This is a genomic window from Streptomyces luomodiensis (assembly GCF_031679605.1).
In the GTDB taxonomy this organism is placed as follows: domain Bacteria; phylum Actinomycetota; class Actinomycetes; order Streptomycetales; family Streptomycetaceae; genus Streptomyces; species Streptomyces luomodiensis.
The window spans coordinates 716,762-732,348 of sequence record NZ_CP117522.1 but is presented as its reverse complement, the minus strand read 5'-3'; the positions used below and the strand labels follow the sequence as shown (position 1 = coordinate 732,348).

Annotated in this window: 15 protein-coding genes; 12 read left to right on the top strand and 3 right to left on the bottom strand. The window is 73.9% G+C overall.

Translation table 11 applies throughout. From position 1 onward, the window contains the following. The first annotated feature begins 7 nt into the window (after window positions 1-7). From PS467_RS03220 to PS467_RS03165, 12 genes are all read left to right on the top strand, one after another. Window positions 8-280 (top strand): acyl carrier protein, encoded by a 273-nt coding sequence (locus tag PS467_RS03220; RefSeq protein WP_311033877.1) that lies wholly within the window; start codon window positions 8-10, stop codon window positions 278-280. After that, window positions 277-540: a phosphopantetheine-binding protein gene (locus PS467_RS03215; protein ID WP_311033876.1), complete on the top strand. Its 264-nt coding sequence runs from the start codon at window positions 277-279 to the stop codon at window positions 538-540. Before PS467_RS03220 ends, PS467_RS03215 begins: the two co-directional genes overlap by 4 nt. Then, window positions 530-1,681 carry a beta-ketoacyl-[acyl-carrier-protein] synthase family protein gene (locus PS467_RS03210; RefSeq protein WP_311033875.1) on the top strand — a complete coding sequence of 384 codons (1,152 nt, stop codon included), beginning with the start codon at window positions 530-532 and terminating at the stop codon, window positions 1,679-1,681. Before PS467_RS03215 ends, PS467_RS03210 begins: the two co-directional genes overlap by 11 nt. Next, window positions 1,678-2,280, top strand: a complete 603-nt coding sequence (locus PS467_RS03205; RefSeq protein WP_311033874.1) for a beta-ketoacyl synthase chain length factor — start codon at window positions 1,678-1,680, stop codon at window positions 2,278-2,280. The genes PS467_RS03210 and PS467_RS03205 overlap by 4 nt, the downstream gene beginning before the upstream one ends. Next, on the top strand, window positions 2,277-3,965 hold the full coding sequence (gene avaA6 / locus PS467_RS03200; protein WP_311033873.1) for a 3-aminoavenalumate diazotase: 1,689 nt from the start codon (window positions 2,277-2,279) through the stop codon (window positions 3,963-3,965). Before PS467_RS03205 ends, avaA6 begins: the two co-directional genes overlap by 4 nt. Beyond that, complete coding sequence (locus tag PS467_RS03195; RefSeq protein ID WP_311033872.1) at window positions 3,962-4,474, top strand: hypothetical protein; 513 nt, start codon at window positions 3,962-3,964, stop codon at window positions 4,472-4,474. Before avaA6 ends, PS467_RS03195 begins: the two co-directional genes overlap by 4 nt. Beyond that, a complete protein-coding gene (avaA7, locus tag PS467_RS03190; RefSeq protein WP_311033871.1) occupies window positions 4,471-5,394 on the top strand; it encodes a 3-diazoavenalumate denitrifying reductase in 924 nt (307 codons plus the stop codon). The genes PS467_RS03195 and avaA7 overlap by 4 nt, the downstream gene beginning before the upstream one ends. Before the next feature lie 121 nt (window positions 5,395-5,515). Then, the gene (locus tag PS467_RS03185; RefSeq protein WP_311033870.1) at window positions 5,516-8,041 is read left to right on the top strand and encodes a tetratricopeptide repeat protein; all 2,526 of its coding nucleotides are present in this window, start codon (window positions 5,516-5,518) and stop codon (window positions 8,039-8,041) included. A gap of 507 nt (window positions 8,042-8,548) precedes the next feature. Next, window positions 8,549-9,067, top strand: a complete 519-nt coding sequence (locus tag PS467_RS03180; RefSeq protein ID WP_311033869.1) for a lytic polysaccharide monooxygenase auxiliary activity family 9 protein — start codon at window positions 8,549-8,551, stop codon at window positions 9,065-9,067. 222 nt (window positions 9,068-9,289) lie between these two features. Continuing rightward, window positions 9,290-9,490 carry a hypothetical protein gene (locus PS467_RS03175; RefSeq protein WP_311033868.1) on the top strand — a complete coding sequence of 67 codons (201 nt, stop codon included), beginning with the start codon at window positions 9,290-9,292 and terminating at the stop codon, window positions 9,488-9,490. Continuing rightward, window positions 9,487-10,935 (top strand): MFS transporter, encoded by a 1,449-nt coding sequence (locus tag PS467_RS03170; RefSeq protein WP_311033867.1) that lies wholly within the window; start codon window positions 9,487-9,489, stop codon window positions 10,933-10,935. Before PS467_RS03175 ends, PS467_RS03170 begins: the two co-directional genes overlap by 4 nt. A gap of 47 nt (window positions 10,936-10,982) precedes the next feature. Continuing rightward, a complete protein-coding gene (locus tag PS467_RS03165) occupies window positions 10,983-11,858 on the top strand; it encodes an alpha/beta hydrolase (RefSeq protein ID WP_311033866.1) in 876 nt (291 codons plus the stop codon). 66 nt (window positions 11,859-11,924) lie between these two features. On the opposite strand, the gene PS467_RS03160 is transcribed toward PS467_RS03165, so the two are convergent. The 3 genes from PS467_RS03160 to PS467_RS03150 are packed head-to-tail and all read right to left on the bottom strand — an operon-like array spanning window position 11,925 to window position 15,584. After that, entirely contained in the window at window positions 11,925-13,598 is a 1,674-nt protein-coding gene (locus tag PS467_RS03160) for a dipeptide ABC transporter ATP-binding protein (protein ID WP_311033865.1), read from the bottom strand. Further along, a complete protein-coding gene (locus PS467_RS03155; protein ID WP_268969878.1) occupies window positions 13,595-14,608 on the bottom strand; it encodes an ABC transporter permease in 1,014 nt (337 codons plus the stop codon). Before PS467_RS03155 ends, PS467_RS03160 begins: the two co-directional genes overlap by 4 nt. Further along, window positions 14,601-15,584 carry an ABC transporter permease gene (locus PS467_RS03150; protein ID WP_268969877.1) on the bottom strand — a complete coding sequence of 328 codons (984 nt, stop codon included), beginning with the start codon at window positions 15,582-15,584 and terminating at the stop codon, window positions 14,601-14,603. Before PS467_RS03150 ends, PS467_RS03155 begins: the two co-directional genes overlap by 8 nt. Between the last annotated feature and the right edge of the window lie 3 nt (window positions 15,585-15,587).

Genomic DNA, 15,587 nt, shown 5'->3' with positions numbered 1-15,587 from the left:
TCGCACCATGCAGACGGCCTTGCAGAAGGAGATCCGCCACTTCGTGCTCAGCACGATCACCGAGGACATGAACCATCCGCTCGACACCGATGAGATCACCGACGACAGCCCCATGGGCACCGGCGGAATCGACATCGACTCGCTGGGCCTGATCGAACTGGTCCTGCGGCTGGAGCGCCGATTCGGTGTGAAGTTCCCGGACAGCGATATCGAGCAGGCCGGTGCGATGAACCTGGGCGACCTGGTCAACGAGGTCGTCGAGCGGGGCGGCACGGCATGACCGCGGAATCCGAGACCCGGCCGCGGATCACCGCCGACGCGGTGCGGGAGCTGCTGTCCGACCCCAAGATCTTCTCCGATCTGCCGGCCGACCTGGACGACGACGCCGACCTCGCCCTGGACTCGCTGGGGCTGGTGTGGTTCCTGCACCAGCTGGAGCTGCGCTACGGCGTGGAGGTCGAGCCGAGCGAGGCGTTCCTCGCCGAATTCACCTCGATCCGCCGGATCACCGCGTACTTGGCGGACGTCCATGAGCCGTGAGGTGCTGCTGACCGGGTTCGGGGTGCGCACGGCCTTCGGTACCGGGGCGGACCCGCTGCGGGAGGGCGTATTCGACGGGCGTCCCGCGTTCGCGCCGATCACCCGCTTCGACACCGGCCCGTACCGGACCCACGTGGCCGCCACCGGCGGCGGGGCCGCCCCGCTGCGGGAGGTGCTGGCCGATGTCGCCGGGGCGGCGGTCGGCATGGCCGGGCTGCGAGACAGCGCGGAGGCCGCCGTCCTGGTGGGCACCGCGGGTGACTTCACCGGTCTGACCCGCTTCTGGCGCGGCACGGAACCGCCCGGCCTCCCCGGCCCCCCGGTCGGCGCCGCGGAGACCGTGCCCGCGTGGCAGGCCGAAACCCTCGCGGACACGCTCGGCGTCCGCGGCCCCCGGCTGGCGTTCACCAGCGCGTGCGTGGCCTCGGCCACCGCGGTCGCGCACGCCTGTCTGCTCATCGCCTCCGGCCGGGCCGACATCGCGATCTGCGCGGGGGCGTACCTGGTGGAGGAGGAGAACCTGGCCAAGTTCGGCTCGGGATTCGCCCTGTCCCGCGACGGGATGATGCGGCCGTTCTGCGCCGACCGCAGCGGGCTGCTCCTCGGGGACGGGGCCGCCGCCGTCGTCCTGGAGTCGGCCGAGGGCGCCCGGCGCAGGGGGGCGCGTGCGCTCGCCGCGCTGACCGGCTGGGGCGCCGCCTCCGACGCCCACCACATCGCCCGGCCGCACCCGGAGGGCGCCGGGCTGGTCACCGCCGCCGCGCGGGCCCTGCGGCGGGCGGGCGGCCCGCGGATCGACTACGTGAACGCGCACGGCACCGCGACCAAGTACAACGACCCCGCCGAGACCCGGGGGCTGCGCACGCTCCTCGGCGCGGACGCGGACCGGGTGCCGGTGAGCTCGACCAAGAGCACGACCGGACATCTGCTGGAGGCCTCCGGAGTGGTGGAGCTTGTGATCACCCTGCTCGCGCTGCGGGACGGCGTGCTGCCGCCCACCGCCGGGTTCACCGAACCGGATCCGGACTGCGACCTCGACTACGTGCCGAACCGGCCGCACAAGGCCGACATCCGGCGGGCGCTCACCCTCAACGCCGCGTTCGGCGGCGCCAACACCGCACTGCTCCTGGAGCGCGTATGATCGCCGCGATCTGCGACGCCTCCGCGCCGCCGGTCGCCGGTTTCGTGGAGTCCGTCTTCAGCCCGATGGTCCACCAGGCCGTCGAGCGCTGCCTGACCGCCCGGCCCGGCGACGGCTCCAGGACCGCGATGGTCCTGGCCAGCACCATGGGCGACGCCACCACCCTCGACCTCGGCAGCCGCCGGCTGGTCGCCGGGCAGGCGCACAATCCGCTGCTGTTCATGCAGAGCACCGCGAACGCGGTCCTCGGACAGCTCAGCGTCACCTTCGCCGTCACCGGACCGCTGCTCAGCCTGTCCACCGTCGCCGACCCGGCCGGTGAGCTGCTGGCCACCGCGGAACTGCTGCTGGAGGACGAGGAGCTGGACCGCGTGGTGCTCATCGGGGTCGAGCTGACCGGCACCGAGCGCACCGCCGCGGCCCACCGCGAGCTGCGCACCGGCCCGCCCGCCGCGGACCTGGCCGTGGCGATCGTGCTCGACCGGGGTGACCCGCTCCGCCGACTCCTCACCGACATCCCGTCCGGCCCCTCGGCCGAGTACGGTGCCCTTCGCGGCCTGGTCGAGCTGGCCGCCCGAGCCCAAGGAACGAATCCATGATCACCAAGCAGGAGCGCGCGCAGATCAGCCAGGACGCCGCCTTGGGCGCCGGGAACGTGATCCACCGGCTGAAGGCGTACGGCAGACCGCTCGACGAGCAGGCGCTGTGGACCGACGCCACCTGGCAGGCCCCGGACGGCGGCCACCCCGAGGTGCTGACCCTGGGCGAACTGCACGAGGTCGTCGAGATCTACGCGAGCTGGTACCACGCACAGGGCGTGCGGCCCCGCGACCCGGTGGCGATCCAGACCTTCTCCAGCACCGAGTTCGCCGTCAACTTCCTCGCCCTCACCTCCCTGGGCGCGATCCCCTCCTTCGTCAACGGCAACCTCCGCCCCGAGGTCGCCCGCGCGTACGTGCGCCGCCAGGGCGCGGTGGGCGTCCTCACCGACCAGGCCCACCACGAGGTCTTCGCCGCCGACCGGGCCGAATTGGGCCTTGGCTTCTGCGTCACGGCGGCCGACATCCCGCGGGCCCGCGAGCCCCTCCCGGCCGGCTATCCGTACGCCCACCACGCCACCGACCCGATCATCATCTCGCACTCCTCGGGCACCACCGGGATGCCCAAGGCCGTGCCGCACACCCACGAAACCCTGCTGTACGCGCAGTTGCACCGGCTGAAGCTGTCGGTCGGCTCCGCGATGGGCAGGCTGCTGGTCGCGCTGCCCGGCTCGCACAACGCCGCCATCTCGGTCATGCTCTTCGGCTTCCTGCTGCGCTCACCGGTGCTGCTGCTGTCCAGCCAGCGCGGTGGCGACGTCCTGGACGCCATGGAGTCGTTCCGTCCCACCACCGTGTTCGCGTTCGCCGGAACCTACGGGGAGATGGCGGCCCAGGACCTCTCCGCCCGCGATCTGTCCAGCGTGGAGGCGTGGTACAACACCGGGGACGCGGCCCACGAGGCGCACATCAAGGCGCTGATCGCACTGGGCAGCCATGAGACGGTCGGCCGGGACCTGAAGCGGCGCCGGGTCCCCGGATCCGTCTTCACCGACGGACTCGGCTCCTCGGAGACCGGCTACTCGCTCTTCCACAACGGACACCGGCCCGGCCAGTCGTCCTACTCCCGCTGCGTCGGCAAACCGATGAGCTTCGCCGAGGCCGCGGTGCTCTCCGAGGACGGCACTCCGCTGCCGCCCGGCGAAGTGGGCCGCCTCGGCGTGCGCTCGCCCACGCTCACCCCCGGCTACTGGAACGACTCGCTGACCTTCCACCAGCTGCGGCTCGGCGGCTACTGGCTCACCGGCGACCTGTCCTACCGGGACGAGGAAGGCAACTTCTACCACCTGGACCGGGTGCCGGACGCGATCCGTACCCGCGCGGGCATCGTGTTCAGCACCCGCACCGAGGAGTTGCTGCTGCGCGAACTGCCCGCGCTGGAGGACTGCACGGTGGTGGCGGTCGCGCCCGAGGGCGTGCGCGCGGACTGGGACGGCGACGGGACGGCCGACGCCTACGCCCTGCTCCAGCTGCGCGCGGACGCGGCGGAGACGGCCGACGCCCACTGGACCGCCGAGGTCAACCGGGTGCTGGCCGCCGCGGACCTGCCACCGCTCACCGGGGCGCTGCGGATGGACGCCGGCGACGTGGTGAAGGGAGCCACCGGCAAGGTGCTCAAGCGGGAGATGCGCAGACGCTTCCAGGCCCGGGTGGCGGGTGGCGAACTGGACGGGAGGGTGCGATGACCACGGCCGACCCAACGAGCCCCCGCCCGAGGACCATGGATGTGTACCGGCAGTGGTGGCTGCACGACGCGCGCTGGTACCAGGGGGTGGCGAAAAGGTTCGGGCACACGGTGGCCAACGAGATCAACGCCGAGGCGCTGCACTACGTGGCCGTCCAGGTGGGCAAGCGGATCGCCCGCCAGTTCGGCGGACGGCCCGCAGCGAACCTCGAGGAACTCCGCTGCCGGTACGACGCCTGCGCCGAGTGGATGTTCCCGGGCGAACTGCGCGACGGGGCGACCGCGGTGCTGCCCGGCGGGGAGATCGAGCTGACCATGCGGCAGAACTTCGCCGTGACCATGGTCCGGATGGCTGGTTCCCTCGACGGCTACGCGTGCCCGTGCACCGACATCCACGCCGGCTGGTCCGAGGGGCTCGGGGTGGACCTCACCCGCAACTGCGCGACCGCGTGCCTGCGCAACGGCGACCCCGCCTGCCGGCTGCTCATGGGGATCGGGGGTCAGGCATGACGGCGCGTGTCCTGGTCGCCGGGGCCACCGGGGTGATCGGCCGTGCCCTGGTCCCGCTGCTCCGTGCCCACGGCCACCATGTGACCGCGCTGGTACGGGAGCCGTCCAGAGCGGCCGGCCTGGACCCGGACGATCTCGTGGTGGCCGACGCGCTGGACGCCCCGGCGGTGCGGGCGGCCGTGGCCTCGGCCCGGCCCGAGGTGGTGGTCCATCAGCTGTCCGCCCTGCGCGGGTCCACCGCGCAGGGCCTGGAGCACACCGCCCGGCTGCGCACCGAAGGCACCGCCCATCTGATCGCGGCGGCCGAGGCGGCCGGAGCGCGCCGGATCGTCGCGCAGAGCATCGCGTTCGCCACCGCTCCGCACGGCGGGCCGGTACTCACCGAGGACGCACCGCTCCACCTCGACGCACCGGATCCCGGCTGGGCGCTCACCACACGCGCGATCGCCGAACTGGAACGCCGGGTGCTGGGCGCCGCGGCCCTCTCCGGCGTCGTACTGCGCTACGGAACCCTCTACGGGCCCGGCACCCTCTACCACCGCGGCGGCGCGATCGGCGCCGCCGTGGCGCGCGGGAGACTGCCGCTGCCGGAGCCCGCCGCCGGGGTCACCTCGTTCCTCCACGTCGAGGACGCCGCACGGGCCGCGCTCCACGCCGTCGAAGCGGACGAGGTGCGCGGTGTGTTCAACGTGGCGGACGACGACCCGGCCGAGGCCGCGGTCTGGCTGCCGGAGTACGCCCGCCTGCTCGGGGCGCCCCCGCCCCGTGTGGTGCCGGCCCAACTGGCCGAGCGCATGCTGGGCTGGCTCACCAGTCACCAGCTGACCGCCATGCGCGGCGCGGCCAACGACCGGATCCGGCGGGAGCTCGACTGGAAGCCCGCGACGCCCAGCTGGCGGACGCGCCTGGCCGCCGACTGACCCGGACACGGCCGCCGGATGACGAAGACCCCGGAGCCGGCCCGGAAAAACCGCTGACCGCGGCGGCGGCCCGTGATACCTGTCTGAGGAGGGACGGGACGGGGCAGGGGGGCCACGGGTCATGTCGGGAACACACAACGAGTTCAGCGGCACGGCCCACCAGGTCGTCCAGGCCGGCTCGGTGGGGTCCGTGCACCTCCACGGACAGCCCCCCGTCGTCCAGGCCCTGGAGGGCCTGCCGCCCCGCCACCGCCCGCTCGTCGGCCGGGACGCGGAGCTGGCGGCGGCGGTCCGGGCCCTGGAGCCGGGGTCCGGCCACCGGGGGCTGGCCGTGAGCGGCCCGCCCGGAGTCGGCAAGACGGCACTGGCCCTGGAAGCGGCGCACCGCGTGGTCGCGGAGCGCCGCTTCCCCGGCGGAGTGCTCTACGCCGACCTGGACCCCCGCAGCTTCGAACGGCCGGTCGGCACCGAGGAGTTGCTGTCCGAGCTGCTGCGCATGCTGGGCGTCCCCGGCGACCGGCTGCCGGCCCACCGCATCGGACTGACCGCCCTGCTGCGCACGGAACTGGTGCGCCAGGGCGAGCGACGCGGTGCCGTCCTCGTCGTGCTGGACAACGCCTCCGACGACACGCAACTCACCGCGTGTCTCCCGCCCGAGGGCCCGCACCGCGTCCTGACGACCTCCCGCACGCCCCTTGAGATTCCCGGCACCGCCGCACTGCGCCTGGACCCGCTCTCCGCCGGGGACGCCCGCACCGTCCTCGGCCCGTCCGGGGCGGTCCCGGACGCCGACCTGGACGAGATCGCCCGGCTGTGCGGAAGGCTGCCGCTGGCCCTGAGCGTCGCGGCGGCCCGGCTGCGGGAGGACCGGGAAGCGGGGGCGGATCAGCTGCTGGCCGCGCTGCGCAGCGAATCCGCACGGCTCGCCGAACTCGGCCTGGAGCCCGCGTTCGACGTCTCCTACCGCGCCCTCGCACCGGCCGACGCGCGGCTGTTCCGCCTGCTCGGCCTCCATCCCGGCACCCTCCTCGACGCGGCCTCGGCGGCGGCCCTCAGCGGCCGCCCCGAGAGCGAGACCGGACCCGCCCTGCGCCGCCTGCGCCGGTCCCACCTGCTGGAGTCCGGCGACGCCCACGGCCGGGTCCGCTTCCACGACCTGACGCGCCTGTACGCCCGCGCGCGCCTGGCCGAGGAGCCGGAGCCGGAGCGCAGGGCCGCCCTCGACCGCTTTCTCGCCCACTGCGCGGAGCGGGTGGCGGGGGCGGGCGACGAGTGGTTCGCGCAGGAGCGCCGGATGCTCGCCGACGCCGTGGCGGCGGCCGTGGCCGCGGGCCTCGATCACCGGGTGGAGCCGGTGGCCGCGCCCCTGGCGCGCTTCCTGGTCCGGCAGGCCCGCACCGTCGAAGCCCTGCGGCTGCTGCGGACGATGGTGCTCGTGGCCCAGCGCCGGCGGGACGTGGCCCGGGAAGCGGACCTGTTCCTGGCGATGGGCCGGCAGTACGGGGCGCTGGACGACGACGAAGGCGCTCGGGCGTGTTTGCAGGCCTACCTCAAGCTCCACATGCGCCGGGGCGTGAGCGCCACCTTCGTCCTGGAGTACATGGGGACCAGCGCCGTGCAACGGGGGGAGTACCCGGCTGCCGTCCGGTCCTTCCGCCATGCGGCCGCGATCTGGGAGCGCCTGGGCGACCAGCGCAGACTCGCCATCGCGCTCGACGGCCTGGGCGATGCCTACGCGCTCTCCGGGCGGGAGACCGAAGCCCTGCACACGTTCCGGCGGGCGGCCGCCGCCGCCCAGGCCGCGGCCGATCCGGGCACCGTCTGCGCCGCGCACATGGGCCTGGCCAAGCTCGCGCAGGGGTACGGCTCCTGGCCCTTCCCACGGGACGGCGCGGGGGAGCCGCCTCCCGACTGGGAGTCGGCCCGGTTCCACGCCTCCCACGCCCTCGACCTGGCCCACCGGTCGGGCGAGGTCCGCACCGTCATCGCCGCCCTGACCGTGACGTCGGTCGCGCTGAACGGGTCGGGTGACGGGGAGCGGGCCATCGCCGCCGCGCGACGGGCCGTTGAGCTGGCCCGCGAGCACCGGCTGCCGCAGGAGGAGGCGATGGCCCTGACCCTGGAGTCGTTGGTGCTGGATGGCCTCGGCCGCGCCGAGGAGGCGCAGGAGCGGCAGACGGAGGCCATGGCGCTGGATGACGCCGTGCGCACGGGCGGGCTGCCGCCCGGCACCCCCGAGCCGCCCCCGCCGTCTCCCGCCCGCCTCGACCGGCGCGTCGTGCTGCACTCCCTCCTCTTCCCCGGGCTCGGTGTCCTCATCGCCCTGGCCGCCATCACCTTCCACGGCTGGAGCCGGCTCTGGGCCGGCTACGGAGCGCTCATGACGGCCGCGGCATGGGCGCACTACGACCAGGCGGTCACGCTCTACGTCAAGGGCCTCCGGGAACGGGCGAGCGCACTGTTGTGGAGCCTGGCGCCCTGGGCCGCCACCGTGCTGGCGTGGGTGGGGACCCTCGGGCAGCACGCCCTCGGCGCGGTCCTGTGGTGGTGCGCCGCGTCCTTCGTCGCGCCGGTCCACCTCTGGCTGCTGTCCCGCTGGCACCGACGCGAAGAGCTGCGGGTCGCGCAGTTGCCGGACGACATCTGAGCGCGGCCACCGCCGCGAGCAGGAGCGGACCGGGGCGCGGCTCACGGACGGTGCGCGCGGCGCTCCCGCAGCAGGAGCCGGGCCAGGTGGCAACCGCCCGCGATCCGGCGTCACCACGCCGCCGGCAGGACGTTCGGCCCCGCCGCCCGCGTCACACGGCGCGCCGGCCGCCTCCTGGTGCCGCTGGACGCCTTCCCGGCCGAGCAGTGGCGGGCGCGGCCGGCCTCACGGCGCCTGAGCCGGCGGCCGTCCCGGCCGTCCCCCGGTGTTCCGGTCCGCGTATCCGGTACGCGGACCGGAAAACGGATCGCTGACGATCTCTGTGCCATCTCTTGACCATGAACGGACAGGCGGTATGGTCTAGACCTAATGGCGGCGCGGATTCGCGGTCGCCCCGGCGCCGTTGGTGCGTTCCGTCATAGCCACCCCCCACACTGCCCCCCACATGTTCCCCATCGGCAAGGCACTTCCTCCGTCCGGCGGGTCCTTGCCGTGGAAGGAGTTGGCATGAACATGAAGCGCAGGCTGTCCGTCGTCATCGGCGCCGGAATAGCCCCCCTGCTCGCGCTGTGCCTCCCGGCGGGCGAGGCGAGCGCGCACGGCTATGTCTCCACCCCGCCGAGCCGCCAGGCCCAGTGTGCGGCCGGGACCGTGGCCTGCGGTGACATCAAGTACGAGCCGCAGAGCGTCGAAGGGCCCAAGGGGCTGACGAGTTGCAGCGGCGGCAACGAGAGGTTCGCCGAGCTCGACGACGACAGCAAGGGCTGGGTCGCCACGCCCGTCTCCTCCAAGACCAGCTTCACCTGGAAGCTGAGCACCCCTCACGCGACCAGCACCTGGCAGTACTTCGTCGGCGGCTCGAAGATCGCGGAGGTCGACGACGGCGGAGCGCAACCGGGCGAAACCGTCACCCATGAGGTCGACTTCGGCAACCTGACCGGCAAGCAGAAGGTCCTCGCGGTCTGGAACATCGCGAACACCGCCAACGCCTTCTACGTCTGCATCGATGTGAACATCGGCGGCTGACCGGCCGCATCGCGCTCCTGGGCGGGAGATCGGGCGCACGTCACCTCGGCGTGGCGTGCCGGGTCTCCCGCCCGGTGGCGTCCAGGTGCATCGTCCTGAAGATCGACGAGGCGGCGATACGTCGTGGATATAGCGGGGCGGCAGTCGAGATATCGCGCTGGATAACGGGGCGCCTGCGGTGTGGGCTGGTTTCCGATGAGTCCACTGACCAGAAGGCCGCTCATGCACCAGACCGTTCCCTCCACCGTGGCCGTGCTCGGCCACGGCGCCTGGCATTCCTCCCGGCACCGGGCGATGACCCAGCGCGCCCTGGCCACGGACCGGCCGACCGAGGTGCACTGCCTGCCCGGCGGCCACTCGCCCTTCCTCACCCGGCCGGAAGAGCTCGCCGAGCCGATCGCGTCATCGGTGAACCGGATATGAGGGCCCCGCTGCTGCCCGTGCTGCTCTCCGGAACGTTCGTCCAGCTGGTGAGCGTGACGGTCATGCAGGTAGCGGTGGTCGACATCCGGCAGGACCTGGACGCCGGCGCGGGGGCCGGACAGCTCGCGCTGGCCGGCTACACCCTGACCTACGCCTGTTCGCTGATCACCGCGGCCCGGCTGGGCGACCGGTTCGGATACCGCCGGCTCTTCGTGGTGGGAATGGCGGTGTTCACCCTCGCCTCGTCGGTCGCGGCCGCCGCCCCGGACATCGGCGTACTGATCGCCGGGCGTCTGGTCCAGGGCCTCGGCAGCGGACTGGTGGCCCCCCAGATCCTGTCGATCATCCAGACGACGGTGCCCGAGTCCCGTCGGCCCCGCGCGCTCGGCTCTTACGGTGCGACGATGGCGGTCGCCTCGCTGGCGGGCCCACTGCTCGGCGGCGTCCTGCTCCAGCTCGACCCGCTCGGCCTGGGGTGGCGCGCCGCGCTGGCGTTGCCCGCGCCGATCGGGCTCGCCGCCCTGGTGCTGTCCCCCGCCCTTCCGCCGGGGCCCGGCCGGGCGGGTGCGGACAGCCGGGTCGATCCCGTCGGCGCCGGACTCTGCCTGTCCGGACTGGTCCTGCTCGTGCTGCCGCTCACCCTCGGCCAGGACGCCGGCTGGCCCGCCTGGACGTGGATCAGCCCGGCCGTGGCGGTCGCGCTGCTGGCCGCGTTCGCCGTATCGCAAGCCCGGGTACCCCACCCGCTGGTGCACCCGTCCGCCCTCGCCGGGCGGACGACACGCTGGGGCATCGGGGCGGTGCTGGTGTTCAACGCCGGCATCCCGTCCTTCACCCTGCTCCTGTCGCTGCACCTGCAAGGGACGCTGCACGACAGCCCGTTGCGGACCGCGCTGACGATCACCCCGTACGCGGTCGGGGCACTGCTGGGCAGCGCAATCGCCGAGGTGACGGCGCGGCGTCTCGGCGCGGCCGTCCTCGTCGTCTCCGCCTGTGCACTGGCCGTGGTGTCGGTGGTGGTCGCCGCGACGATCGCGGCCCCGGGGCCGGCGCTGTGGCTGGCGCTCGGAGTGGGCGGGGTCGCCTTCGGCCTGTTCACCGCGTCCGTGTTCGCCCTGGTCCTGGCCAGGACTCCGGCGCACGCGGCCAGCTCCGTGTCGGGGCTGCTGCCCACCGCGCAGCAGCTCGGCGGGACCCTCGGCGTCGCGCTCGCCGGTGTCGTGTACGCCGCACCCGCCGCCGGCCCCGGTGACGCCTTCTGGCACGCGATGGGCTACGAGACCGTGACCTTCGTCCTCGCCGCGGCGGCCGGCGCGGCCCTGCGCCGGGGCCGTCCGCCCGCCCCGCCGAGGACGCCCGCCGACTCGCCGCTCGCGCCGCCCGTGTCGTCCGGGTCGTCCGGGTCATCCGGGTCGTCTGCGCCGTCCGCGTCGTGCCCGCGGTGAGTTACCACAGGACTCCACAGGTATGGGGATCGACGATGGGAGAAAGCATGCGGTGGGACTCGGTACGGACGGTGGCCCTGGACGATGTCGACCTGGCCTACCGCACGGCCGGTTCGGGGGAGGAGCTGATCGTCCTGCTGCACGGCTGGCCGCAGACCGGGCTGTGCTGGCGCAAGCTCGTCGGACCGCTCGCCGAGCGGTACACCGTGGTCGTCCCCGATCTGCGCGGGTACGGGGCCTCCGGTCTGGCAGACACGGGATACGACAAGCGCGCCACCGCGGCCGACCTGAGCGCCCTGGTGCGTCATCTGGGGCATGACTCGGCCGTCGTGGTCGGGCACGACCGCGGCGCCCGTGTCGCACACCGGTGGGCGCTCGACCGCCCGTCCGAGGTCGGCGCGCTCGCGCTGCTCGACGTGCTGCCGACCCGGGTCGTGATGAACTCGTTCGACCGGACGTCGGCGGCCGCCATGTGGCACTGGTTCTTCCATCTCCAGCCGGAGCTGCCCGAGTTGCTGCTGGCCGGAAACGTCGAACCCTATCTGCGGTACTTCCTGCGGCGCGTCCTCGCCTCGGGCGCCGTCGACGAGGAGACCTTCCGCCACTACGTCGCCGAGTACACCGATCCGGCCCACCTCCAGGCCACGTTGGAGGACTACCGGGCCGGTTTCACCACCGACCTGGAGCTCGACGAGGCCGACCACGCGCGGGGGCTGCGGCTGCGCTGTCCGCTGCTGCTGCTCTGGGGCGCCGAAGGCGGCCTGGCCCAGGACGACGTCCTCGCCGTCTGGCGCGAGCACCACGCCGATCCGGCGGCGGTGAGCGGACACGCCGTGCCCGGCGGCCACTACGTGCCCGAGGAGGCGCCCGACCAGGTCCTGGACGCCCTCGCCGGGTTCCTGGGCGGCCGCCCGAACCGGTGAGCCGCCCCGGCCGGTGAGCCGCCCCGGCCGGTGAGCCGCCCCGGCCGGTGAGGCGGCCCCGGCCGGTCAGGGCCGGAGCACCGGCCGGTTGCCGCGCGCCGCGCGGCGCGCCGCGGCCTCGGCGGGGTCGAGCACCGGTACCGCCGCGAGCAGGGCCTTGGTGTACGGGTTCTGGGGCGCGTCGTAGACCGTGTCCGCCGGGCCCTCCTCGACGATGGTGCCCCGCCGCATGACCGCCACCCGGTCGCTGGCCCGGCGCACCACCGCCAGGTCGTGCGAGATCAGCACCAGGGCGAGCCCGAGGTCGCGCTGGAGCTCCGCGAGCAGGTCCAGGACCTGGGCCTGGGTGGTGACGTCGAGGGCGGAGACCGGCTCGTCGCACACGATGAGCCCCGGTTCGGGCACGAGCGCGCGGGCGATGCCGACCCGCTGGCGCTGGCCGCCGCTGAACTCGTGCGGGTAGCGGTGGTACCACCCCGGGTCGAGACCGACGCGCTCCAGGGCCTCGCTCGCGCGGCGCCTGATCTCCGCGTCGGTCAGCGTCCCCGCGGCACGCAGCGGATCGGCGACGGACTCACCGATGCCGCGGCGCGGGTTGAGGGAGGAGACCGGGTCCTGGAACACCATCTGGAGTCCCCGGTGCAGGCCGGTCAGCTCGCGCCCCCGGTAGCGGACCGACCCACCGCTCGGCTCCAGCAGCCGCACCAGCATCCGACCCAGCGTCGTCTTGCCGCTGCCCGACTCGCCGACGATGCCGAGGGTCTCGCCCCGCGCCACGTTCAGCGACACACCGTCCACGGCGACCGTACGGTTCTTCCCGCGCCCGAACTTCCGCCGCACCGCCACCGCTTCCAGCAGGACGTCACCGTCGGACACGGGGGCGGCCGCGGCGGCCGGGGCACGCCGCGTCTCCACCCGGGGCACCGCGGCGAGCAGACCGCGGGTGTAGGGCTCGCGCGGCTCCCTAAGGACCGTGCCGACCGTGCCGCGCTCCACGGCGCGCCCGTCCTTCATCACCAGCATCTGATCCACGCTGCCCGCGACCACACCGAGGTCATGGGAGACCAGGACCAGGCCCATGCCGGTCTCGGCGCGCAGTTCGTGCAGCAGGTCGAGGATCTGGGCCTGCACCGTCACATCCAGGGCGGTGGTCGGCTCGTCCGCCACCAGCACCCGCGGTTCGCAGACGAGCGCCATCCCGATCAGGGCGCGCTGACGCATGCCGCCGCTGAACTCGTGCGGCCGGGAGCGGGACCGCCGTGCCGCGTGGGGGATGCCGACCCGGTCCAGCACGGCCACCGCCCGTTCGCGCGCCGCGCGCCGGGAGACGTGCGGGGCGTGCGTCCGGTACACCTCGGCGATCTGGTCGCCGACGGCCAGGTAGGGATCGAGGGAGGACAGCGGGTCCTGGAAGACCATGGCCGCGGTGGCGCCGCGCAGCCGCCTCAACTCCCGTACCGACGCGGCCCCCACATCGATCCCGCCCACGGTCACGGTGCCGGTCAGCCGTGCCCCGGTGCCCCGGTGGAGGCCCAGCAGCGCCGCGGCCACCGTGCTCTTGCCGGAGCCGGACTCGCCGACGATGCCGAGTGCCTGCCCGGCCGAGAGCCGGAAGGAGAGGTCGTCGACGGCGCGCACGTCCTCCCCGCCCGTGGCGAAGTCGACGGTCAGACCCCGGACATCGATAAGGAGTCCGGACGCCTCGGCCGCCGCACTCGCCGGTTGTTCCACCGCTGTCATGACAGGACCACCCTTCGGTCGGCCAGGGCGTAGAGGATGTCCGCGATCACGTTGGCGAGCACCACGGCCACACCGATGACCAGGACCACGCCGACGACCACCGGAAGGTCGACCGAGCGCACGCTGTCGATGAGGAGCCGGCCCAGCCCCGGAAGGCCGAAGAGCTGCTCGGTGAGCATGGCCCCGCCCATCATCGACCCCAGGTCCAGGGCGCTCAGGGCGATCACCGGGGGCAGCGCCCCTCGCAGCGCGTGCCGGGCCACGATGGCCCGCTCGCTCACGCCGTAGGCGCGGAAGGTGCGGATGTGGTCCTCCGCGAGGACCTCCAGCGTGGCGGAACGGGTGAGCCGGGCGTACTTGGCGCTCTCGAAGAGGCCGAGTGTCAGCCAGGGCAGCAGCATGTTCCAGGCCCACTGCTCCGGGTCCTGGGCGAGCGGGACGTACGAGGGGAAGGGCAGCCACCGCAGATAGGCGCAGACGGCCATGAGCAGCAGCAGCCCCAGGATGAACACCGGAGTGGCGGTTCCGGCCAGTGTCAGCACGGTCAGCGCCCGTTCGGTCACCCCGCCCCGGCGCAGCGCGGACAGCAGCCCCGTGCCGACTCCCAGCACCAGCCACACCACCATCGCGCCGAGGGCGAGCGAGGCGGTGGCGGGCAGCCCCCGCAGGATGAGCGCGGTGACCTCCTCGTCGTTCTGGTGGGACAGGCCCAGGCAGGGCGCCGAGCAGTGCTCCAGCGAGGTGCCCGTCGAGTAGTCGCGCCCGGCGAACACGCCCTGGAGGAAGTGCAGATACTGGGCGTAGGCCGGTTCGTCGAGCCCCAGCCGCTCCCGTACCTGCGCCACCTGCGCCGGATTGCACCGCTCCCCGCAGGCGAGCCGCGCGGGGTCGCCGGGGACCAGGTAGAACAGCGCGTACAGGGCGACGGACAGCACCAGCAGCACCAGCGCGGCCCCAAGCAGCCGCTTCGCCACGAAGCGCACGGCCGGGGGCGGAAAACGGTCAGTCACGGGTCTTCTCCTTGCGCGTGCCCACCCGCAGACGGCTCGCCTCGCGCGGGTCGAGCGCGGTGCGCACGGCGTCCCCCAGCACGGTGAACGCGAGCACGGTGACGAACAGCAGCCCGGACGGCAGCAGGACGTACATCGGGTCGGCGCGGAACCAGGTGGTCGCCGTCGACAGCATCTGGCCCCAGGAGGGCGTGGGCGGCTTCACACCGATGCCGAGGAACGACAGCGACGCCTCCAGCACGATGTTGGACGGGAGCAGGATGGCCGCGTAGGTGATGACGGGCGCCGCGAGCGACGGCAACAGCTCCCGCCGGACCACCCGCCAAGGGCCCGAGCCGCCCAGCCGGGCCGCGGCGACGAAGTCCAGACGGCGCAGCGTCAGCGTCTGAGCCCGCACCACACGGGAGGTGCCGCCCCAGTTGAGCACCCCCATGACCAGGACGAGCAGCAGCGGACGCGGGAAGCCCTCGGGTACCACCGTGGTCAGCGCGATGGCCAGCACCAGCATCGGCAGCGCCACCATCACATCGGTGAGCCGGCTGAGGACCTGGTCCGCCCACCGGCTGCCGAGCGCCGCGGCCAGGCCCACGCCCACGCCGATCGCGATCTGGAGCACCGTGGCCCCGGCCGCCACCAGCAGCGAGACGCGCGCCCCGTACAGCAACCGGGCGAACAGGTCGCGCCCGGTGCCCGGTTCGACGCCCAGCCAGTGCTCGCCGCCGACGCCGCCGAACGCGCCCTCGGGCGCGCCACCACTCGCGGAGTCGACCAGCTCGTCGTGGTAGGCGTACGGGTCCTGACCGCTGACCGCCGTCAGCAGCGGCGCGGCGAGCGCGGCGAGGACGAGGACGGCGAGCACCGCGCCCGCGACCACGGCCGAGGGCCGCGCGCGGAGCCGGTGCCAGGCGCCATGGGCCCCGGCGGCCGGTCCCGGGGCGGGCGGCCCGTCCGCCCCGGAGGCCAGGGTGTCGTGCACGGC